Annotated in this window: 16 protein-coding genes; 8 read left to right on the top strand and 8 right to left on the bottom strand. The window is 70.8% G+C overall.

Translation table 11 applies throughout. The features are described 5' to 3' along the window. Position 1: 1 nt before the first annotated feature. Positions 2-904: a DUF4097 family beta strand repeat-containing protein gene (locus ACWFRU_RS23030; RefSeq protein ID WP_453689746.1), complete on the bottom strand. Its 903-nt coding sequence runs from the start codon at positions 902-904 to the stop codon at positions 2-4. A gap of 199 nt (positions 905-1103) precedes the next feature. On the opposite strand from ACWFRU_RS23030, the gene ACWFRU_RS23025 reads away from it, so the two are divergent. Then, a complete protein-coding gene (locus ACWFRU_RS23025; RefSeq protein WP_453689744.1) occupies positions 1104-1931 on the top strand; it encodes a hypothetical protein in 828 nt (275 codons plus the stop codon). Between the two features lie 51 nt (positions 1932-1982). On the opposite strand, the gene ACWFRU_RS23020 is transcribed toward ACWFRU_RS23025, so the two are convergent. From ACWFRU_RS23020 to ACWFRU_RS23000, 5 genes are all read right to left on the bottom strand, one after another. Next, a complete protein-coding gene (locus tag ACWFRU_RS23020; protein ID WP_003961784.1) occupies positions 1983-2165 on the bottom strand; it encodes a DUF6104 family protein in 183 nt (60 codons plus the stop codon). A gap of 142 nt (positions 2166-2307) precedes the next feature. Next, positions 2308-6138, bottom strand: coding sequence for a multifunctional oxoglutarate decarboxylase/oxoglutarate dehydrogenase thiamine pyrophosphate-binding subunit/dihydrolipoyllysine-residue succinyltransferase subunit (locus ACWFRU_RS23015; protein ID WP_453689742.1), 3831 nt, complete (start codon positions 6136-6138; stop codon positions 2308-2310). A gap of 259 nt (positions 6139-6397) precedes the next feature. After that, a complete protein-coding gene (locus ACWFRU_RS23010) occupies positions 6398-7483 on the bottom strand; it encodes a HAMP domain-containing sensor histidine kinase (RefSeq protein ID WP_363209229.1) in 1086 nt (361 codons plus the stop codon). Positions 7484-7496: 13 nt separating this feature from the next. Beyond that, entirely contained in the window at positions 7497-8237 is a 741-nt protein-coding gene (locus ACWFRU_RS23005; protein ID WP_055555160.1) for a response regulator transcription factor, read from the bottom strand. 65 nt (positions 8238-8302) lie between these two features. Further along, positions 8303-9007: a spermidine synthase gene (locus ACWFRU_RS23000; RefSeq protein ID WP_453689740.1), complete on the bottom strand. Its 705-nt coding sequence runs from the start codon at positions 9005-9007 to the stop codon at positions 8303-8305. A gap of 164 nt (positions 9008-9171) precedes the next feature. Between ACWFRU_RS23000 and ACWFRU_RS22995 the strand changes: the two genes are divergently transcribed. Then, the gene (locus tag ACWFRU_RS22995; protein ID WP_453689738.1) at positions 9172-9924 is read left to right on the top strand and encodes a rhomboid-like protein; all 753 of its coding nucleotides are present in this window, start codon (positions 9172-9174) and stop codon (positions 9922-9924) included. 113 nt (positions 9925-10037) lie between these two features. Then, positions 10038-12461, top strand: a complete 2424-nt coding sequence (gene lon, locus ACWFRU_RS22990; RefSeq protein ID WP_453689736.1) for an endopeptidase La — start codon at positions 10038-10040, stop codon at positions 12459-12461. A gap of 71 nt (positions 12462-12532) precedes the next feature. Here the strand turns inward: lon and ACWFRU_RS22985 are convergent, their stop codons facing one another. Beyond that, positions 12533-13375: a lysozyme gene (locus tag ACWFRU_RS22985; protein WP_453689734.1), complete on the bottom strand. Its 843-nt coding sequence runs from the start codon at positions 13373-13375 to the stop codon at positions 12533-12535. A 278-nt stretch (positions 13376-13653) separates the two neighbouring features. Between ACWFRU_RS22985 and ACWFRU_RS22980 the strand changes: the two genes are divergently transcribed. After that, positions 13654-14184 carry a MarR family winged helix-turn-helix transcriptional regulator gene (locus ACWFRU_RS22980; RefSeq protein ID WP_453689732.1) on the top strand — a complete coding sequence of 177 codons (531 nt, stop codon included), beginning with the start codon at positions 13654-13656 and terminating at the stop codon, positions 14182-14184. Positions 14185-14373: 189 nt separating this feature from the next. Here ACWFRU_RS22980 and ACWFRU_RS22975 read toward each other — a convergent pair whose 3' ends face one another. Continuing rightward, entirely contained in the window at positions 14374-15219 is an 846-nt protein-coding gene (locus ACWFRU_RS22975) for a protein phosphatase 2C domain-containing protein (RefSeq protein ID WP_453689730.1), read from the bottom strand. Positions 15220-15575: 356 nt separating this feature from the next. Here ACWFRU_RS22975 and ACWFRU_RS22970 point away from each other — a divergent pair, with 356 nt between their 5' ends. From ACWFRU_RS22970 to ACWFRU_RS22955, 4 genes are read left to right on the top strand one after another with little or no spacing between them, the layout of a single operon-like run. After that, positions 15576-18443 carry a sensor histidine kinase gene (locus tag ACWFRU_RS22970; protein WP_453689728.1) on the top strand — a complete coding sequence of 956 codons (2868 nt, stop codon included), beginning with the start codon at positions 15576-15578 and terminating at the stop codon, positions 18441-18443. Between the two features lie 8 nt (positions 18444-18451). Beyond that, on the top strand, positions 18452-18985 hold the full coding sequence (locus ACWFRU_RS22965; RefSeq protein WP_453689990.1) for a roadblock/LC7 domain-containing protein: 534 nt from the start codon (positions 18452-18454) through the stop codon (positions 18983-18985). After that, positions 18982-19386: a DUF742 domain-containing protein gene (locus ACWFRU_RS22960; RefSeq protein WP_453689727.1), complete on the top strand. Its 405-nt coding sequence runs from the start codon at positions 18982-18984 to the stop codon at positions 19384-19386. The genes ACWFRU_RS22965 and ACWFRU_RS22960 overlap by 4 nt, the downstream gene beginning before the upstream one ends. Next, complete coding sequence (locus ACWFRU_RS22955) at positions 19367-19996, top strand: GTP-binding protein (protein ID WP_365820479.1); 630 nt, start codon at positions 19367-19369, stop codon at positions 19994-19996. The genes ACWFRU_RS22960 and ACWFRU_RS22955 overlap by 20 nt, the downstream gene beginning before the upstream one ends. Positions 19997-19998: the final 2 nt, after the last annotated feature.

The following is a 19998-nucleotide window of genomic DNA, read 5'->3' as shown; positions in this document are numbered from 1 at the left end:
CTCAGAGCACCTTCTTGTCGGTCGGGGCGGCGTCGTCGGTCGGGGGAGTGTCCTGGGGCGAGGCGGTCGGAGGCGCCTCGTCCGACGGCTCATCCTCCGCCGGCGGCCTGCGCAGCAGCGCGATGGACCCCGACACCGTCGTCGCCCTGAGCTTTCCGCTGCCCGATCCCAGGCGGCCGGTGATCTTCTTCGCCCCCCACTGGCCGCTGACCCGCAGATCCTCGAACGCGTTGGACACCGTGCCGCTCGCGGTGTTCGCCTCGACGTCCGTGTCCGTCGGATGGGGCAGCCGGATCGCTATCTCGCCCGAGACGTTCGTCAGGCCGATGTCGGCCGGGACGCCCGCCGGGTCGAGGTCCACGACCATCGAGCCGCTCACCGAGTCGGCCCGGACGGACGACCCCGCTCCCTCGAAGACCGTCAGATCGCCGGAGACCGAGTTGAAGCGCAGGTCGCCGGTGATGCCCTGGGCCTCCACGCTGCCCGAGACCGTGTCGGCGCGGATACGGCCCGAGAGGCCGACGAACGTCGTGTCCCCGGTGACCCCCTTGACCTCCGTGCTCCCCTCGATCCCCGTCACCACGGCGCCCGCCCCGACCACGCCCACCTCGACGCGGGTGCCCGCGGGGACGGCCAGGGAGACGACCGCGCTGCGGCGCCAGCCCTTGCGGTCGAGCCACTTGAGGAAGCCCTTCCAGGGCAGGTCGTCATAGGCCACGGTCAGCACGCCGTCGGCCTGCGTGACGGTCAGGGGCGGCCCCTCGATCTCGGAGACCTCGAGGCGGGCGGAAACTTCGTCGGTGCCCACGACGTTCACCGTTCCGTTGACCACGCGCACGTGGAGGGTCTTCACGGGGGCGTCGAACGTGAGCTTCTGGGGCTCGGCGACGGACCACTCTGACATCGGGCTGACCTCCTCGGCGGGCGGGGCTGCTGCGGACGGGGCGCTGCGGGCGGAGCTGCTGTGCACGGGAGGGCCGGAAGCCCGGAGGAACAACGCGCCATATCGCGTCTCTCCAACACACGATATATCGTGGTCACGGAAAGTCAAGACACCCTTGCTCCTCTGCGCCAAATATGGCGATTTGGCCTAGCGTGGGGCCATGTCGTCCGAAGCTTTCGAGCACGCCGCCGCCGGTGCGCTGCTGCTCTGCCGGGCCGAACCCGACGCGGTCGAGCCCGCCGCCCGCCTGTTGCGCGAACAACTGCTGCTCGCCCCGGCGGGGCGCGAGTGGAGCGTGCTCGTGCCCGAGGGCAAACCCTGGGTGCACGGAGACGAACCGGTCGACCGGGTGCTCACGGGCTGGGCCACCGCGCTCGCCGTCGGGGCGCCCTGGCCCGTACTCGCGCTGTGGTGGGACTCGGACCGCTCGGGCTGCACCCTGGCCGCGGGCTTCCGGCGCACCGTCGAGTACGTGTGGCTGGCGAACGGCACGCCCGTGGGCGAGGACGAGGCGCTGCGGACCTTCGCCGCCCGGCTCGGCCTCGACCCCGTCCTGGATCTGCAGGCCCTGGAGGCCCTGGGGCGCCCCGACACGGACTCCGACGCCCGCGCGCGGCTCCTGGGGCTGCTCGCCGTCCTCGCGCGGGCGGAGGTGGCACTCCCGGCCGGCCTCGGCCCCGGTGAACCCGCGGACCGGCTGCGCGCGGTGGCACGCGTGGCGCCGGGAGTACGGGAGGTCGAGTGGTCCGGGTGGCGGGACGCGGTGCGTGCGGAGCTGGACGTGGTCGAGCGGGGGCCCTTCGGCCCCTGGCTGCGGGGACCCCGGGCGCGCGCCCTCGCGGTGGCGCAGATCGCCGCGGGACTGCCGCTGGCGGCGTGGGCCGTGCGGCGGCGCAGCGGGGGCTGGGGCGTGGCCGGCGCGCTCCTGCTAATCCACGGCTCCCTGGGGCTTGCCTACGACAGGGTGCGGGCCGGTTCGGGCCGCTGACGCCGGGTCGCCGCGGGGCTGAGACCGGCGGATGACCTGCGGATGACGGGTCTACTCGTCCTCGTCCTCGTCGTCCAGGCGGGCCAGCCAGGTCGCCAGGCGCTCCACCGGGACCTCGAAGTCCGGGTTGAGGTCCACGAAGGTGCGGAGCTGCTCGGCGAGCCACTCGAAGGTGACTTCCTCCTCGCCGCGCCGCTTCTCCAGCTCCTCGATGCCACGGTCGGTGAAGTACAAGACAGGCTCCGCGTTCGGACGGTCGACGTGTTCTGGACGGAAGTCCAGGATAAGCCGGTACGCCGGTGGGCCCGGCCCCGGGTGACAAGCACTCGGGACCGGGCCCACCGCCGTACGAACCGCTCGGACGGACCGCTCAGGCCTAGGCCTCGAAGACCTCGCTCAGGAGCTGTTCCTGCTCCTGCTCGTGGCGCTTCTTCGAGCCGACCGCCGGGGACGAGCCGTGCGGCCGCGAGATGCGGCGCAGGCGCTCGCCGTGCGGGATGTCCGCGCCGACCGCCAGGTCCAGGTGGTCGATGAGGTTGAGGGCGATGAAGGGCCACGCGCCCTGGTTCGCCGGCTCCTCCTGCGCCCACAGGTACTTCTCGGCGTTCGGGTACTTCGCGATCTCCGCCTGGAGCTCGGCACCCGGCAGCGGGTACAGGCGCTCGATGCGGATGATCGCGGTGTCCGTGACCTCGCGCTTCTTCCGCTCGGCCTCGAGGTCGTAGTACAGCTTGCCCGCGCAGAAGACGACCTTGCGGACCGCCGACGCCTCGACCGTTTCGTCGCCGATGACCGGGCGGAAGCCACCCGTCGTGAACTCCTCCGTCTTCGAGGCCGCCGCCTTGAGGCGCAGCATCGACTTCGGGGTGAAGACCACCAGCGGCTTGTGGTGCGGGTTGTGCACCTGCCACCGCAGGAGGTGGAAGTAGTTCGACGGAAGGGTCGGCATCGCGACCGTCATGTTGTTCTGCGCGCACAGCTGGAGGAAGCGCTCGATGCGGGCGGAACTGTGGTCCGGTCCCTGGCCCTCGTAGCCGTGCGGCAGGAGCAGCGTGACGCCGGAGTGCTGGTTCCACTTCTGCTCGGCGGCCGAGATGTACTCGTCCACCACCGTCTGAGCGCCGTTGACGAAGTCACCGAACTGCGCTTCCCACATGACGAGCGACTCGGGACGGGCCAGCGAGTAGCCGTACTCGAAGCCCATCACCGCGTACTCGGAGAGCAGCGAGTCGTAGACGTTGTAGCGCGCCTGGTCCTCGGAGAGGTACTGGAGCGGCGTGAAGTCCTCGCCCGTCTCGCGGTCGATGAGGACCGCGTGGCGCTGACCGAACGTGCCACGACGCGAGTCCTGGCCCGACAGACGGACCGGCGTGCCCTCGAGAAGCAGCGAGCCGATGGCGAGGGTCTCGCCCATGCCCCAGTCGATCGTGCCTTCCTCGACCATCGACGCGCGGCGCTGCAGTTGCGGCAGCAGACGCGGGTGGACGGTGACCCGGTCGGGGATGTTGACCTGGGACTCGGCGATCCGCTTGACGACTTCCTGGGTGATCGACGTGTCGACGTTCACCGGGAACTCGGCCTCGGGGGCCGGGACCTCCGCCTCGGCGGGCTGCGAGATGGCCTCGCGGACCTCCGTGAAGACCTTCTCCAGCTGCCCCTGGAAGTCCTGCAGGGCCTGCTCGGCCTCTTCCAGGGTGATGTCGCCGCGACCGATGAGGGACTCGGTGTAGAGCTTGCGCACCGAGCGCTTCTTGTCGATCAGGTCGTACATCAGCGGCTGCGTGAACGCCGGGTTGTCCGACTCGTTGTGACCGCGGCGGCGGTAGCAGATGAGGTCGATCACGACGTCCTTGTTGAACGCCTGACGGAACTCGAAGGCGAGCCGCGCGATGCGGACGACGGCCTCGGGGTCGTCGCCGTTCACGTGGAAGATCGGCGCCTCGATCATGCGGGCCACGTCCGTGGCGTACATGGAGGAGCGCGACGACTCCGGGGCGGCGGTGAAGCCGACCTGGTTGTTGATGACGATGTGGACCGTGCCGCCCGTGCGGTAGCCGCGCAGCTGCGACATGTTGAGCGTCTCGGCGACCACACCCTGGCCCGCGAAGGCCGCGTCACCGTGCAGGGCGACCGGCAGGACCGTGAAGTCCGTGCCGCCCTTGTTGATGATGTCCTGCTTGGCGCGGGTGATGCCCTCGATGACCGGGTCGACCGTCTCCAGGTGGGACGGGTTCGCGGCGAGCGAGACCTTGATCTGCTCGCCGTCCAGGCCGGTGAAGGTGCCCTCGGCGCCCAGGTGGTACTTCACGTCGCCGGAGCCGTGCATGGACTTGGGGTCCATGTTGCCCTCGAACTCGCGGAAGATCTGGGCGTACGACTTGCCCACGATGTTCGCGAGGACGTTCAGCCGGCCGCGGTGGGCCATGCCGATGACGACCTCGTCCAGACGCGACTCGGCGGCGCTGTCGATGACGGCGTCGAGCAGCGGGATGACGGACTCGCCGCCCTCCAGGGAGAAGCGCTTCTGGCCGACGTACTTCGTCTGGAGGAACGTCTCGAAGGCCTCGGCGGCGTTCAGCCTGCGCAGGATGCGCAGCTGCTCCTCGCGCTCGGGCTTCGTGGCGTGCGTGCGCTCGATGCGGTCCTGGAGCCACTTGCGCTGCTTCGGGTCCTGGATGTGCATGAACTCGATGCCGGTGGTGCGGCAGTACGAGTCGCGCAGGACGCCGAGGACGTCGCGCAGCTTCATCATCGACTTGCCGGCGAAGCCGCCGACCGCGAACTCGCGCTCCAGGTCCCACAGGGTGAGGCCGTGCTCGGTGATGTCCAGGTCGGGGTGCTTGCGCTGCTTGTACTCCAGCGGGTCCGTGTCGGCCATGACGTGGCCGCGGACGCGGTAGGAGTGGATCAGCTCGAAGACGCGGGCGGCCTTCGTGACGTCGTCGTCGTGCGAGGCGTCGATGTCCTTGAGCCAGCGGACCGGCTCGTAGGGGATGCGCAGCGCCTTGAAGATCTCGTCGTAGAAGTCGTTCTCGCCGAGCAGCAGGTTCGCGACGATCCGCAGGAACTCGCCGGAGGCGGCGCCCTGGATCACCCGGTGGTCGTAGGTCGACGTGAGCGTCATGACCTTCGAGATGCCGAGCTTGTTCAGGGTGTCCTGGGAGGTGCCCTGGAACTCCGCGGGGTAGTCCATCGAGCCGACGCCCATGATGACCGACTGTCCGGGCATCAGGCGGGGGACCGAGTGGACGGTGCCGAGGCCGCCGGGGTTGGTCAGCGAGACCGTGACGCCGGTGAAGTCGTCCATGCCGAGCTTGCCGTCGCGGGCGCGCCGGACGATGTCCTCGTAGGCCTGCCAGAACTCGAAGAAGTTCAGCGTCTCGGCCTTCTTGATGCCCGCGACGACCAGCTGGCGGTCGCCGTTCGGCTTCACGAGGTCGATGGCGAGGCCGAAGTTGATGTGCTCCGGCTTGACCAGCGTCGGCTTGCCGTCCTTCTGCACGAAGGAGTAGTTCATCGACGGCATGGCCTTGATGGCCTGCACCATCGCGTACCCGATGAGGTGCGTGAAGGAGATCTTCCCGCCGCGGGCGCGCTTGAGGTGGTTGTTGATGACGATGCGGTTGTCGAAGAGCAGCTTCACCGGGACCGCGCGGACCGACGTCGCCGTCGGGACCTCCACGGAGGCGTTCATGTTCTTCGCGACCGCGGCGGCGGGGCCGCGCAGCGTCACGTACTCGGGCCCCTGGGCCTCGGCAGCGGGCTTGGCCGGCTCAGCTGCCTTGGCGGCAGCAGCCGCCGGCTTGGAGGAAGGGGTGCCTGCGGCGCTGCTTGCCGCCGCAGGCTTCGCCGCGGCGGGAGCGGCCTTCGGCGCGGCCGGGCTGCTCGCGGCAGGGGCCGCGGGGGCGGCGGGCGCGGCAGAGGCCGCGGGCTTCGCCGGTTCGGCGGGAGCACTGGTGTCCGCAGCCCCCGCGGCTGCGTCACCCGCCGGCTTGGCCGGGGCAGCGGCAGGTGACGCGCCCGCTCCCGGCTTGTAGTCGGCGAAGAAGTCCCACCAGGCTCGGTCGACCGAATTCGGGTCCTGGAGGTACTGCTGATAGATCTCGTCGACGAGCCACTCATTGGGACCGAAGGCAGCAGCAGGGCTCTTGCCTTGCCCGTCTTGGTCGGTCGAGATGCTCGAGCTACTGGGGGACTGTGACGACACGGCGGTAACCGCCCTCTTCCGCTTCACAAGGTGATGGACAGCGGGAATCAAGGCTACGCCTCCATCGCCGCCAGGTGCAGGCCGGGCCCGTCATCCGTCGCGTAAGTCACATTGGACGGATGGTTTCGGCGGCGTAATTGGCGGGAAACAAGCGAGGTTCCGGAACGCCGGATTGCCGCGCGGGCCCTGCCCTGCGCGGCGGCTTCACCCGGGCGCGCTTCCGATGCGCCCGCGAATCGCTTCAGTTTCGAACGATACGTCAACTTCGCAGTTCGGGCAGGCCCGGAAGGGTGACCTGGATGCGGCAGCCGCGAGGGGATTCGGCCACTCCGATGTGACCGCCGTGCAGATCGACCGCCCAGCGCGCGATGGCGAGCCCGAGTCCGGTGCCGCCGTCGCTGCCGGGTCCCTGCGGAGGCGTGTTGGCGTGGCTGCCGCGGTTGAAGCGCTCGAAGACCCGGTGCCACTCCGACTCCGGGATGCCGGGGCCCTCGTCGAGGACCTCCAGGTCGAGGGACTCGGGGTAGAGGCCGCGCCGGGCGCGCACGGTGACGCGGCCGTGCGGCGGGCTGTGCTTGACCGCGTTGTCGATGAGGTTCGCCACGACCTGGTGCAGGCGCTCGGCGTCCGCGTGCGCGGTCAGCTCGGGCGGCGTCACGTCCAGGTGCAGATGTACGTCCGTGCGCGTGTGGCTGCCGGAGCCCGACGCGATGCCCGCACGCGCGGAGGCCACCATGTTGGCCTCTTTGAGGACGCCCGACAGATAGGGCCACACCTCGAAGCGGCGGGCCCGCAGCGGTACGACGCCGTTGTCCAGGCGGGAGAGGTCGAGCAGCGTCTCCACGAGCCGCCCGAGGCGCTCCGTCTGCTTCAGGGCCGTACGCATGGTCTCCGGGTCGGCGGCGGACACTCCGTCCACGACGTTCTCCAGGACCGCGCGCAGTGCCGCGATGGGGGTGCGCAGTTCGTGCGAGACGTTGGCGACCAACTCCTTGCGCTGCTGGTCCTGGGCCTCCAGGTCGTCCGCCATGCGGTTGATCGTGGTGGCCACGTCGCCCAGCTCGTCACGGCGGTCGGCGCCGCGCACGCGGCGCGTGTAGTCGCCGTGCGAGACGGCGCGCGCGACGGAGTTCATCTCGTCGAGCGGCGCGGTGAGGCTGTGCGCCACGAACTGCGTGATCAGCAGGGTGGCGATCACAGAGAAGACGGTGATGAAGCGCAGCTCCGTCTCCGTCTTCATCGCCACCATCAGCAGACCCGTGGTGATGAAGACCGAGACGACCACCAGGGTGCCGAGCTTGGTCTTGATGGAGAACGGCCGCAGCCCGCCGAAGGGACCTGTCATCGGACGGCTCACCTCAGGGGGTCGGGGTCTCCAGGGCGTACCCGACGCCGTGCACCGTACGGATCCGCTCGGCGCCGATCTTCCGGCGCAGCGCCTTGATGTGGCTGTCGACGGTCCGGGTGCCCGACGCGTCCGCCCAGTCCCACACCTCGGCGAGCAGCTGCTCGCGCGAGAGCACCGCACGCGGCGTGTTGGCCAGGCAGACGAGCAGGTCGAACTCCGTCGGCGTCAGATGGACGTCCTCGCTGCGGACTCTGACCCGCCGCTGGGCGTGGTCGATCTCCAGCTCGCCGAGCCGCAGGATGCCGCTGCGCGGAGTGGTCGCGGCGAGCGCGGCCCGCTCGACCCTGCGCAGCAGGACGTGCACGCGGGCCGCGAGCTCCCGCATGGAGAACGGCTTGGTCATGTAGTCGTCCGCGCCGACACCGAGCCCGACCAGCATGTCCGTCTCGTCGTCGCGCGCCGTCAGCATGAGCACCGGCACCGGCCGCTGGGCCTGCACCCGGCGGCACACCTCAAGCCCGTCGAAGCCCGGCAGCATGATGTCCAGGATCAGCAGATCGGGCTGCCAAGCCTGTGCGGTGTCGACCGCCGACGGACCGTCGCCCGCCGTTTGCACTACGAAACCCTCGGCGCGTAGCCGGGCGGCGATGGCGTCGACGATCGTCGGGTCGTCCTCGACCACCAGAACCCGGCGCTGGGCGCCTGGCATCGCCGCCGTCGCACCGTTGTGGGAGGTGTGTGTCTGCTCCATCGCCCGCCCCTGACACTGATCGCTTGTGTTCGGTCAGCAGGGTACGGGTCGCGAAGGCACCTCGGCTACGCAGCCCTTACGCCGAGATGAACCACGTCGGGTACGCCTCGGGCAACGGGGATCTCTTCCGTCCGTACCGACTGGAACCCGGCATTCCGTAGAGCGAAGTCGAAAGCGGACGAGGGCTGGGCGGACCACACGGCGAGCACTCCGCCGGGGTTGAGGCGAGCCTGACAGGCCGCCAGACCGGCCGGAGAATAGAGGGAGTTGTTGTCCTCCGTCACCGTCCAGTCCGGCCCGTTGTCGATGTCCAGACAGAGCGCGTCGTACGTTCTCGGGGTGCCGTCAGGGGCGTCGGCGCCGGAGAGATGCGCCATCAGGTCTGTGTGCAGGATCTCCGTGCGCGGATCGGCGAGCGCGGCGCCGGAGAGCGCGGCCAGCGGGGCGTCCGTACCCGCGCGGTGCCAGTCGATGATGGCCTGCTCGCGCTCGACGACCGTGATGCGGCCCCAGCGCGGGTCGGCCGCCGCGTGGGCGAGGGAGAAGCCGACGCCCAGGCCGCCGATGAGCAGGTCGGGCTCCCGGGGATCGTCGAGGGCGTCGTACGCCGCGTCGACGAGCAGCCGCTCCGAGCGGCCGTCCGAAGTGTCCATCAGGAAACAGCCGTTGGCGATGATCTGCAGAAGCGCACCATGGCGCCGCAGTACGACTTCGCCGTACGGCCCCTCGCGCCGGTCGATGACGACGGGGGCGGTGGTGTGGGTTTGCATGGCGGTCAGGGTATGACCGCGGGGAGCGCGATTCGGGGCGGACGCGGACACGCGCTCCGGGGTTGCTGTGATTCGTGTCTCACGTGGTGCGGGTCGTGGCACGGGTCATAGACAGTGCCGGAAAGATCGACAAAGGGTGGACATGACGGAAGGAGCGTCTCACCTTGGACCCGAGCGCGTCGGCCGCCCCCACGGCGCCCGAGGAGACGGCCCCGCCCGGCCTGGACGGCATCCCGCGACAGCGGGACCGCGTGCCCCAGGTGATGGCCCCCGAGGTGGCGGCGCCGGGTCGGAGACCATGGGCCGCCGGTCTGTGGCGCGTCCTGCCGACCCCCACGGGTACGCCCTTCACGTTCGGCTACGCCGCGGTCCTCGCCCTGACGTCGCTCCTGACGCGGTACGCGGACCCGTCCCTGATCGCGGACCTGCACCGGCACTCCAGCACCGACGTCGCGCACCTGACGCAGCAGCCGCTGCTCGTCCTGGTGGCCAGCGCGCTGTGGATCGCGGGCGGCATCACGTCGCCGTACGCGATCGGCTTCCTGCTGGTCCTCACCGCCCTTGAGCGCCGCATCGGCGCGCTGCGCACGGCGGGCGTCTTCCTGCTCGGCCATGTCGTGGCCACCCTCGCGACCGAGGTCCCCGTCGGCCTCTCGGTCCTCGCGGGGCAGCTGCCCGACAGCTCCCTGCACCGCCTCGACTACGGCATCAGCTTCGGCGTCGCGGCGAGCGTCGGCGCGCTGGCCGGGCTCTTCAGGCCGTGGCTGCGGTGGCTGGTGCTCGCCGGCTTCGGCGGCATGCTGATCGACGACCTGATCGCGTTCACGGACCCGATGACCAACTGGGGCCACTTGCTGGCCCTGTCGATCGGCGTCGCCACGTGGCCGCTGGTGCGACGGTGGCGCCGGTCCGCCTGACGGACCCCGCGCATTCTGAAGTGATCGCTCACAGCGAACACCCCTTGGGGAACATTCAAGCACTCACAAGCATTGAGCCCACATAGCTCAACTTGAATGCCGAAGGGGAGATCATGACTACTGAGTCCGCCGAGTCGAAGCCGTCCACACCGTTGACACTGCCCGTGCTGCCGCTCGACGACGAGGTTGTCCTGCCCGGCATGGTGGTTCCGTTCGACCTGTCCGACACCGAGGTGCGCGCCGCGGTCGAGGCGGCCCAGGCCGCCGCCCGCTCCGAAGGGAGCAGCAAGCCGCAGGTCCTTCTTGTTCCGCGCATCGACGGGACGTACGCCGCGACCGGCGTCCTCGGCACCGTCGAGCAGGTCGGCCGCCTCTCCGACGGTGACCCCGGCGCCCTGATCCGCGGCCGTGGCCGCGTGCGGATCGGCGCCGGGACGACCGGACCCGGTGCCGCGCTCTGGGTGGAGGGCGTCAAGGTCGACGAGACCGTGCCCGACCCCCTTCCCGGCGCCGTCACCGAGCTGGTCAAGGAGTACAAGGCGCTCGCCACCAGCTGGCTCAAGAAGCGCGGAGCCTGGCAGGTCGTGGACCGCGTCACACAGATCGACGACGTCTCGGCCCTCGCCGACAACTCCGGATACTCGCCCTTCCTCACCACCGATCAGAAGATCGAGCTCCTGGAGACCGGCGACCCGGTCGCCCGCCTCAAGCTTGCCACCGAGCAGCTGCGCGAGCACCTCGCCGAGCAGGACGTCGCCGAGTCCATCGCCAAGGACGTCCAGGAAGGCGTCGACAAGCAGCAGCGCGAGTTCCTGCTGCGGCGCCAGCTCGACGCCGTGCGCAAGGAGCTGCGCGAGCTGAACGGCGAGAAGGACGGCGAGGAGTCCGAGGACTACCGCACCCGCGTCGAGGCCGCCGAGCTCCCCGAGAAGGTCCGCGAGGCCGCCCTCAAGGAGGTCGACAAGCTGGAGCGCGCGAGCGACCAGTCGCCCGAGGGCTCCTGGATCAGGACCTGGCTCGACACCGTCCTCGAACTGCCCTGGAACGAGCGCACCGAGGACGAGTACGACATCAAGGGCGCCCAGGAGATCCTGGACACCGAGCACGCGGGCCTGCAGGACGTGAAGGAGCGCATCACCGAGTACCTCGCGGTGCGCAAGCGCCGCGCCGACCGCGGCCTCGGGGTCGTCGGCGGCCGCCGGGGTGGCGCCGTGCTCGCCCTGGTCGGTCCTCCTGGCGTCGGAAAGACCAGCCTCGGCGAGTCCGTCGCGCACGCCATGGGCCGCAAGTTCGTGCGGGTCGCGCTCGGCGGCGTACGCGACGAGGCGGAGATCCGCGGTCACCGGCGTACGTACGTCGGGGCGCTGCCCGGACGGATCGTGCGCGCCATCAAGGAGGCCGGGTCCATGAACCCGGTCGTGCTCCTCGACGAGATCGACAAGGTGGGCTCCGACTTCCGGGGCGACCCGGCGGCCGCCCTCCTCGAAGTCCTCGACCCGGCGCAGAACCACACCTTCCGCGACCACTACCTGGAGGTCGAGCTCGACCTGAGCGACGTGGTGTTCCTGGCGACGGCGAACGTCCTGGAGTCCATCCCCGAGGCGCTGCTCGACCGCATGGAGCTGGTCAGGCTCGACGGCTACACCGAGGACGAGAAGGTCGTCATCGCCCGTGACCACCTGCTCCCGCGCCAGCTGGAGCGGGCCGGGCTCGGCACGGACGAGGTGACCCTGGACGAGAGCGCGCTGCGCAAGCTCGCGGGGGAGTACACCCGGGAAGCGGGCGTGCGGAACCTGGAGCGGTCCGTCGCGCGGCTGCTCCGCAAGGTCGCCGCACAGCACGAACTGGGCGAGCGGGAGCTGCCGTTCACCGTCGGCGAGGACGACCTGCGCGGTCTCATCGGACGCCCGCACCACGTGCCCGAGTCGGCGCAGGACCCGGCCGAGCGGCGCACGGCGGTACCGGGCGTGGCGACCGGGCTCGCGGTCACCGGCGCGGGCGGCGACGTCCTGTTCGTCGAGGCGTCGCTCGCCGATCCGGAGACGGGAGCCTCCGGGCTCACGCTCACCGGCCAGCTCGGCGACGTCATGAAGGAGTCGGCGCAGATCGCGCTGAGCTTCCTGCGCTCGCACGGCGCGGAGCTGGAGCTGCCCGTCGGCGACCTCAAGGAGCGCGGCGTGCACGTCCACTTCCCGGCGGGCGCCGTCCCCAAGGACGGGCCGAGCGCGGGCGTCACCCTGACGACCGCCCTCGCGTCGCTGCTCAGCGGCCGTCTGGTCCGTACGGATGTGGCCATGACCGGTGAGGTGTCGCTGACCGGGCGCGTCCTGCCGATCGGCGGCGTCAAGCAGAAGCTGCTCGCCGCGCACCGCGCCGGGATCACCACGGTGATCATCCCGAAGCGGAACGAGGCCGACCTGGACGACGTCCCGGCCGAGATCCTGGAGAAGCTCGACGTGCACCCGGTGACGGACGTCCGTCAGGTGCTCGAACTGGCCCTGACGGAGGCCGAGGTGAGGGTTCCGGCCGCCGCGTGACGGAGGAGGCCGGTGCGTGCGGGCCCGGGACCCCGAAAGGGGTTTCGGGCCCGCGTGCTCGGTGGGTCCGCTCAGCCGTTGGCGAGCGCGACGACCCTGTCGAGCGCGCCGTTGAACTTGTTGTGGTCCCCGACCGTCGGGCCCGTCGAGGTGTACTGCCACATCGTGTGGAAGCTCCATCCGGCGGGCAGCTCACCCGGCGAGGTGTTGTAACGCGCGATCCACAGCGGGTTGTTGACGGCGAAGCCGCCGTAGTTGCCGGTGCACTGCTTCCACCAGCTGGTGGCCGTGTAGATCACCGCGTGCCGGCCGGTGCGCGCCTTGTACTGGTTCAGGAAGTCCCGGATCCAGGTGACCATCGCGGACTGGGACTTGCCGAAGCAGGCCGCCCCGTACGGATTCCACTCGATGTCCAGCGCCCCCGGCAGCGTCTTGCCGTCGCGGGACCAGCCGCCGCCGTTGTCCACGAAGTAGTTGGCCTGGGCGGCGCCCGAGGAGGTGTCGGGCGTCGCGAAGTGGTAGGCGCCGCGGACCATGCCCACGTTGTACGAACCGTTGTACTGCTGGGCGAAGTACGGGTTCTTGTAGTACGTGCCCTCGGTCGCCTTGACGTAGGACCACTTCACGCCGCTGTTCCAGAGCGTCGACCAGGCGACGTTGCCCTGATGGCTGCTGACGTCGACGCCCTCGGTCTGTACGGCGTCGCCGCTGGGGGGCAGACTGCCCTGCCCGTCGTGCTCGATGACGCCCTGCCCCATGCGGGCGGAGCCGCGGGCGGGGGTGTCGTCGCCGCCGGCTGCCTGTGCGGCGCCCGGCAGGGTGAGGAGGAGGGAGAGGGCGGAGAGGACTGAGAGCAGGACTGCGGCCGCTGACCAGCGGGAGCGGCGGGGCGTTCCGGGTCTGTGCACGGGCATGTGCGTGCCTCCGTAGGCCTCGATTGAGCTCGTCGGAGCTCGTGGGGGGACCTGTCGACATGCTCCTGGTGTGAACATGTCACGAACGACGCTACGCACGTAGACCCGGGGCTGGGAAGGGGGTCAGATGTCTGCCGTTGGTCTACTCCAGCGGCGGTGTCCTCGGCGCGGGGTGTCGGGGCGTTGCGAAATACTGGTCGAGCTGCGGCGATGGGCCGACGCGGATGTCTGCCGCCGTGCGGGGCGGAAACTTCTCTGATCCGGAAAGAAAGCGTGCCATGGCTGCTGAAGTGCACGAGGGCGAGAATGACGGTGGAGCCGACGTGAACGACGGTGCGCCCGACGTGAACGACGGTGGGCCCGACGGGAACAGCGGGGTCGACCGCGAGTTCCTCTCCCTGGAGCGCGAGTTGACGCTGCTCCTGCGCCGGGCGCGTGCCTCGTCCGGCGAGATGGCGCGTCAGGTCCACCCCGACCTGGAGCCCGCCGCGTACGGACTCCTGGTCTGCCTCGACGACTCGGGCCCGCAGCGGGCCACCGACCTCGCCGCGTACATCGGCGTCGGCAAGGCGACGATGAGCCGCCAGTTGCGGGCCCTTGAGGAGCTGGGGCTCGTCGCCCGCGAGCCCGACCCGGCGGACGGGCGGGCCTGGCTGGTCCACCTCACGCGGGAGGGCGCCACGCGGTTCCGTACGGTGCGGGCGGGGCGGCGGGAGCGGTACGTGCGGAAGCTGGCCGGGTGGGACCGTACGGAGGTCGCGGAGCTTGCCCGCTTGCTGCGGCAGCTGAATGAGTCCCCGGAGTCTTGAGGGGTGGGGCGGGGTGGGGCGGGGCGGGGTGAGGCGTTGGTGGGGGCGCGATTCTGGCTGCGGGTGGGCTGTGGCTTGTCGCGCAGTTCCCCGCGCCCCTTGAGGGGTGTCCGTTCTCTGTTGTCTGCGGGTCGGGTGTGCTTGCTCGCGCAGTTCCCCGCGCCCCTTCCGGGCGCGCCCCCGGTTACCTCAGAACTCCGCGTACACCACTGCCGCGTCGTCGTGCAGCTTGCCCCGTGGGAACGTCGTGCCCTCGGGGTCCGCGCGCTCCAGTTCCCGTACCCGGTCCACCAGGCGCTGCGGGCCCTCCTTGCGCAGCAGCGCGAAGCACTCCGCCCAGTCGCCCTCCCGGAACGTCTCGACCCAGCGGCCGACGCCGTCCGTGAGGGCCGCCACCGCCGTCACCTCGGCGCGCGGCCACGTGCCGGTGACCGCGCGCGCGGCGGCCGACGGATCGGCGGCCGCGGTGAAGAAGCCGTCCTCCGCGTTCCGCAGGGCCTCGACGGCGGCGCCGTACGCCCGGCCCGCCTCCTCGCGCTCGGTGGTGCCGCGCGGCAGCGCGCGGACCGCGTCGCGCAGGGCGAGGATTCGCGGGGGCAGTTCCGCGAGGCGTTCGTCGAGCACCGGCGTGACGTGGCCGTCCGGGCCCGCCATCAGGAGCGCGGAGTCGGACAGGACGAGGTGCTCGACCCGCTCCTCGTCCCAACGCACCATAATCGCGGTCGCCTGAGGCGTACGCGGGTGAGAAAGGTCACAAGTCCGGGCGTGCGCCTCCGCGGTGCGCGCGATCGCCGCCGCGAGGATCTCGGAGAGCGTCATATCCCGCCGCGAAACGGACATTTCCCCCAGTGCGCCGCCGAGTCGCGCCGTGAACCAAGGGACGGAATGCAGACAGCCGTCGTCTCCGGCGGGCGGGGTCACCCCGTCCAGCAGGACGAGCGATCCGCCTTGTCCGGCCGCGGGAAGGATCACCGCCGCATAGTCCTCGTTGGGGCGCGCGGGGTCTCCGGGCTCGGTGGCGAGTTCGATACGCATTCGGTCAGTCTGCACGAGGCCTTCACAAGGCCGTGCGGAAGGCGCCGGACAACGGGGGTTGGCCCGGACCGGCAGGTCAGACGCCGGATTTCAGTCGGAATGATCGCTTCCGGCGGCGTGTGGCGGCGCATCCTGCCAAAGCCCGCCGTCGACGTCCAACCGGCGCACCGTGGCCGGGACTTTCGGCCCGCGGCGGAACTTGCTCGCCAACTCCCCGCCGATGTTCACTCCTTCGGGTGGCCAGGCATGTGATGCACGACTGCCACCCATCGGCACTGGAAGGGTCTGGAGCCGTACCGGGGGGCGCGTGTGTTGACGGATCGTCACCCGGGCCCATGGGCAGACGAAAAACAAGAATGCGAGCACCGGTGCAGAAGATGCGGCCTGGGCGCAAGGGCAAGCAGACGGCTCCCGAAGGGACCACGCCGGGCGCGACCACCCCTACGGAGCGTTCGCCCGAGCCCACAGCGGGAGAGAACCCCGAGCCCACAGCGGGAGTAAATCCCGAGCACGCGGCGGGAGAGCACACCGCCCCCGCGGTGACGCCTCCTGACGGCTCGAAGCCCGCCAAGCCCGTGAAGCCGGCCGCCTCCAAGCCCACCGCGCGCGTGCGCAACCGGCTGATCGTCGCCGTCGCCGTGGTGGCCGCCGCGATCGCCGGCGCCGGAGCGCCCGCCGTCGTCGCCGCCTCCGGGCAACTGAGCGACGCACAGGAGCTGGTGACCCTCGCCGAGCGCACCCAGGACGCGGTGTCCCTGGGCCACTCACTGGCCGACGAGCGCGACGAGGTCACCTCGTTCATCGCCGCGGGCCGCCCGCAGGGCAAGGGGCTCTCCGAAAGCCGCAGCGCCCGCGTGGACCGCCAGATCGAGGAGCTGCGCACGGCCGACGCCCCGGCCGCACTGCGCAAGGACCTCTCGGACATCGGGGCCGTGCGCAGAGCGGCGCTCACCGGCAAGAGCACCGCTCTCCAGGCCCACACGGCGTACTCGAACGTCATCACCGAACTGCACGGCCTCACCCGCGAACTCGCCGAGAAGACCCCGCCCCGCGCGGGCTCCGGGGCCTACGCCCTCGCCGACCTGGACCACGCCGTCGAACAGGCGGCGAGCGCCCGAGGGCTGCTCCTCGCCGCCCTCGCCGTCCCGCGCTCCACGGAGACGAGCACGAGCATCGACCCCGTGACCGGCCTTCCCACCACGGTGGTCGACGAGTCGCCCGCCGCAGGCAAGACCCGCGACGCCCTCAGCGCCGCCGGGCAGCAGGCCCACGTGCGCGCCCAGGCCTCCCTCGCCGACTTCCGGGACGCGGCCACGGACCGCGCCCGTACGACGTACGACTCGACGGTCACGGGCCACGAGGTGACCACGGCCGAGAAGTACCTCACGCGCCTCACCGACCAGCCCACGCTCTCCACCGCTGAGCTCGGCTTCGACGGCAAGAAGCTCGACGCCGCGCTCTCCGCCCGCATCGAGATGATGCGCGGCGCCGAGTCCGCGCTCACGGTGCAGCGCACCAAGAACCTCACCGACCTGCGCGACGACGACGTGACGGCGCTGGAGATCCGCGTCGCGCTCGTCGGCGTCACGCTGCTCGTCGCCGTCGGCGTCTCCATGGCCATGGCCCGCAGCCTGACCCGCCCGCTCGCCGTCCTGCGCATCGGCTCGGCCCGCCTCGCCCACGAGCCCGCGCCCCAGGAGCCGATCCGCTTCACGGGCCGCGACGACGAGTTCGCCCAGGTCGTACGGTCCGTCAACGCGCTGCACGAGCACGCGGCGGCCCTCACCGAGCGCCTCACCACGCTCGAAGCGGACCGCAAGCACCTCATCGGGCAGCGTCAGTCCATGGCCGACGAGCGCGAGAGGCTGCGCGCCGAACTGGCCGAGGCGGCCGCCCACTTGGAGCGGGTGCGGCAGTCCATCCACGGCACGTTCGTCAATCTGGCGCTGCGCACCCTCGGCCTGGTCGAGCGGCAGCTCGCCGTCATCGAGAACCTGGAGGACCGCGAGCAGGACCCGGACCGCCTCGCCACGCTCTTCAAGCTCGACCACTTCGCCACGGTCATGCGCCGCCACAGCGAGAACCTCCTGGTCCTCGCCGGCGCCGAGCACGGCCACCAGCACCCCGGCCCCGTCCCGCTGGTCGACGTCGTACGCGCCGCCGTCAGCGAGATCGAGCGGTACGAGCGGGTGCGCATCGCCACGCTGCCGCCGCACGCGCATGTCGCGGGCTTCGCCGCGGACGACATCAGCCACCTGGTCGCCGAGCTCCTGGAGAACGCGACCTCGTTCTCGCCGCCGGACGCCTCCGTGGAGGTCTCGGGCTGGCTCCTGGAGAGCGGCGAGGTCATGCTCTCCGTGCAGGACGAGGGCATAGGGGTCACCGAGGACCGCATGGAGGAGCTCAACTCCCGCCTCGCAGACTTCCGTCCCGACGACGCGTACGACCAGGAGAGCGGGGACGGGCTCGGGCTCGGCCTCTATGTCGTGGCCCGGCTCGCCGCGCGGCACGGGGCGCGGGTCCGGCTGCGCGAGCAGAAGCAGGGGGGCGTCGCGGCCGTCGTGGTCCTGCCGAAGGCGATCCTCGCCGCGGCACCCGCGGTGGGCGCTCCGCCGGTCGGCGTTCCGGTGGCAGGGGCCGCGCCCGCGGTGCATCTGCCCGGTTCGGAGGCCGAGGCGAACTCCAATGTGCTGCCGGGGCGTTCGGCGGGGTCCGCCGCGGTGGTGGCCACGCCTGCCGGTGAGGACCCGCTGATCACAGCTGCCGAGCGGACGGTGCGGGACGCGGAGGCCGCGCCCGAGGTTGCGGCGGAGGCCGAGCCGGACGCTGAGCCCGAGGTTTCGGCCGAGACGACCATGGAACTCGCGGTTCCGCCCGCCCCGGAGGAGCCGGAGACACCGGAACCCGAGGCTGCCGAAACCGCGACCGAAGCCGAGACCGCGCCCGAAGCCGAAGCCGAGCCCGAAGCCGAGCCCGCCCCCACCCCCAAGTGGGAGCGCGTCACCGACAAGGGGCTGCCCAAGCGCACGCCGAAGATCACCGCGCCCGGGCCCACCGTGCCCAAGGCGCGCAGCGGTTCCGTCGACGCCGAAGCGCTGCGCAAGCGTCTCGGGGGATTTCACCAGGGGGCCATCAGCGGCCGTCGCGACGTAGAGGCCGAGCTGACCGAACGTACCGAAGAGACCAAAAACATGGGGGACACAGTCGAGGAGGCAAGTAGTTGACTGCGCCCATGCGCTCGCCCAGTTCTTCCACCGGCAGCAAGTCCACCGGCAGCTCCACCGCCGGCGGCACCTCCGCCGGATTCGGACTGAGCAGTGAAGCCCGCAACCTGCACTGGCTGCTGACGAATCTCGTGGAGGAGGTGCCGGGGCTGCTCTCGGTCGCGGTGGTCTCCTCCGACGGCCTGCTGCTGCTCTCGTCCGACCCCGCGCGGAACGCCGAGCAGGTGGTGGACAACAGTTCGGGGCCCAAGGGCTCCAGCGCCGACCTCGCCACCATCGTGTCCGGCCTCGGCTCCCTCTGCATCGGCGCCGGAAAGCTGATGGACGCGGGAGCCGTGAAGCAGACCGTCGTCGCGATGGAGGAGGGCAGCCTCTTCGTCATGTCGATCAGTGACGGCTCGCTGCTCGGCGTGCATGCCACCCCGGACTGCGACATGAGCGTCGTCGCGTACCACATGGCGCTCTTCGTCGGCCGCGCCGGGCATGTCCTCACCCCCGAACTCCGCAGCGAGCTGCGCCAGTCGATGGAGAGCGTCCGATGAGCAGTAAGCCCGGCAAGCTGCCCCAGCGGGGCGGCGAACGCAAACCTGCCCGCGTCCGGCCCTATTCGCTCACCGGCGGACGCACCCGCTTCGGCCACGTCCTGCTCGTCGAGACGTTCGTGGCCGCCCTGGAGGCGCCCGAGGAGCGCCGAGAGCTGCCGCAGGGCAACGCCATCGCGCGGGTCATGCCGGAGATGCGGGCCATCGTCGAGATCTGCCGCCGCATGCGTACGGTCGCGGAGATCGCCGCGCTGCTGAAGATGCCGCTCGGTGTGGTCCGCGTCCTGCTCAGCGACCTCGCAGACCAGGGAAAGATCCGCGTGTACGGAACGGGCCACGGCCCGGGACAGCCGGACCGCGCACTGCTGGAAAGGGTGCTCAGTGGACTCCGCCGTCTCTGACCTCCGTATCCCGGGCCCCGACCCGGACGAGAACCTGCAAGCCTGGCAGACCGACCGCACCCGGGCCCCGATCGCGACGAAGATCGTGGTCGCGGGCGGGTTCGGCGTCGGCAAGACGACGCTGGTCACCGCCGTCTCCGAGATCACGCCCCTCCAGACGGAGGCGCTGATGACGCAGGCGAGCGAGGACACGGACGACCTCACGTCGACCCCGGACAAGACCACGACCACGGTCGCCATGGACTTCGGCCGGATCACGCTCGACGACGACCTCGTGCTCTACCTCTTCGGTACGCCGGGGCAGCAGCGCTTCTGGTTCATGTGGGACGACCTGGTGCGCGGCGCGATCGGCGCCGTCGTCCTCGCCGACACCCGCAGGCTCCCCGACTGCTTCCCGGCGCTCGACTACTTCGAGAGCTGCGGTCTGCCGTACATCGTCGCCGTCAACCACTTCGACGGCACCGAGGAGTTCGAGCCCGCGGACGTCCGTGAGGCGCTGACCATCCCGGCGCACATACCGGTGCTCATCATGGACGCGAGGCAGCGGATCTCGGTGATCGAGTCGCTGCTCTCGCTGGTCGGTCACGCCCTCGCAGCAACCCCCGAATAGCT

The organism is Streptomyces sp. NPDC055099, from assembly GCF_053607685.1.
Note: the sequence above shows the minus strand (reverse complement) of the source record. Positions and strands in the feature narration are given on the sequence as shown.

Bases quoted from the DNA above. Each gene is read 5' to 3' on its own strand.
- lon (WP_453689736.1), top strand. From the start codon at position 10,038: ATGACTACTGAGTCCGCCGAGTCGAAGCCGTCCACACCGTTGACACTG.
- ACWFRU_RS22965 (WP_453689990.1), top strand. From the start codon at position 18,452: ATGCGCTCGCCCAGTTCTTCCACCGGCAGCAAGTCCACCGGCAGCTCC.
- ACWFRU_RS22980 (WP_453689732.1), top strand. From the start codon at position 13,654: ATGGCTGCTGAAGTGCACGAGGGCGAGAATGACGGTGGAGCCGACGTG.
- ACWFRU_RS23005 (WP_055555160.1), bottom strand. From the start codon at position 8,237: ATGGAGCAGACACACACCTCCCACAACGGTGCGACGGCGGCGATGCCA.
- ACWFRU_RS22985 (WP_453689734.1), bottom strand. From the start codon at position 13,375: ATGCCCGTGCACAGACCCGGAACGCCCCGCCGCTCCCGCTGGTCAGCG.
- ACWFRU_RS22960 (WP_453689727.1), top strand. From the start codon at position 18,982: ATGAGCAGTAAGCCCGGCAAGCTGCCCCAGCGGGGCGGCGAACGCAAA.
- ACWFRU_RS23000 (WP_453689740.1), bottom strand. From the start codon at position 9,007: ATGCAAACCCACACCACCGCCCCCGTCGTCATCGACCGGCGCGAGGGG.
- ACWFRU_RS23025 (WP_453689744.1), top strand. From the start codon at position 1,104: ATGTCGTCCGAAGCTTTCGAGCACGCCGCCGCCGGTGCGCTGCTGCTC.
- ACWFRU_RS23030 (WP_453689746.1), bottom strand. From the start codon at position 904: ATGTCAGAGTGGTCCGTCGCCGAGCCCCAGAAGCTCACGTTCGACGCC.
- ACWFRU_RS22975 (WP_453689730.1), bottom strand. From the start codon at position 15,219: ATGCGTATCGAACTCGCCACCGAGCCCGGAGACCCCGCGCGCCCCAAC.
- ACWFRU_RS22970 (WP_453689728.1), top strand. From the start codon at position 15,576: ATGCGAGCACCGGTGCAGAAGATGCGGCCTGGGCGCAAGGGCAAGCAG.
- ACWFRU_RS23010 (WP_363209229.1), bottom strand. From the start codon at position 7,483: ATGACAGGTCCCTTCGGCGGGCTGCGGCCGTTCTCCATCAAGACCAAG.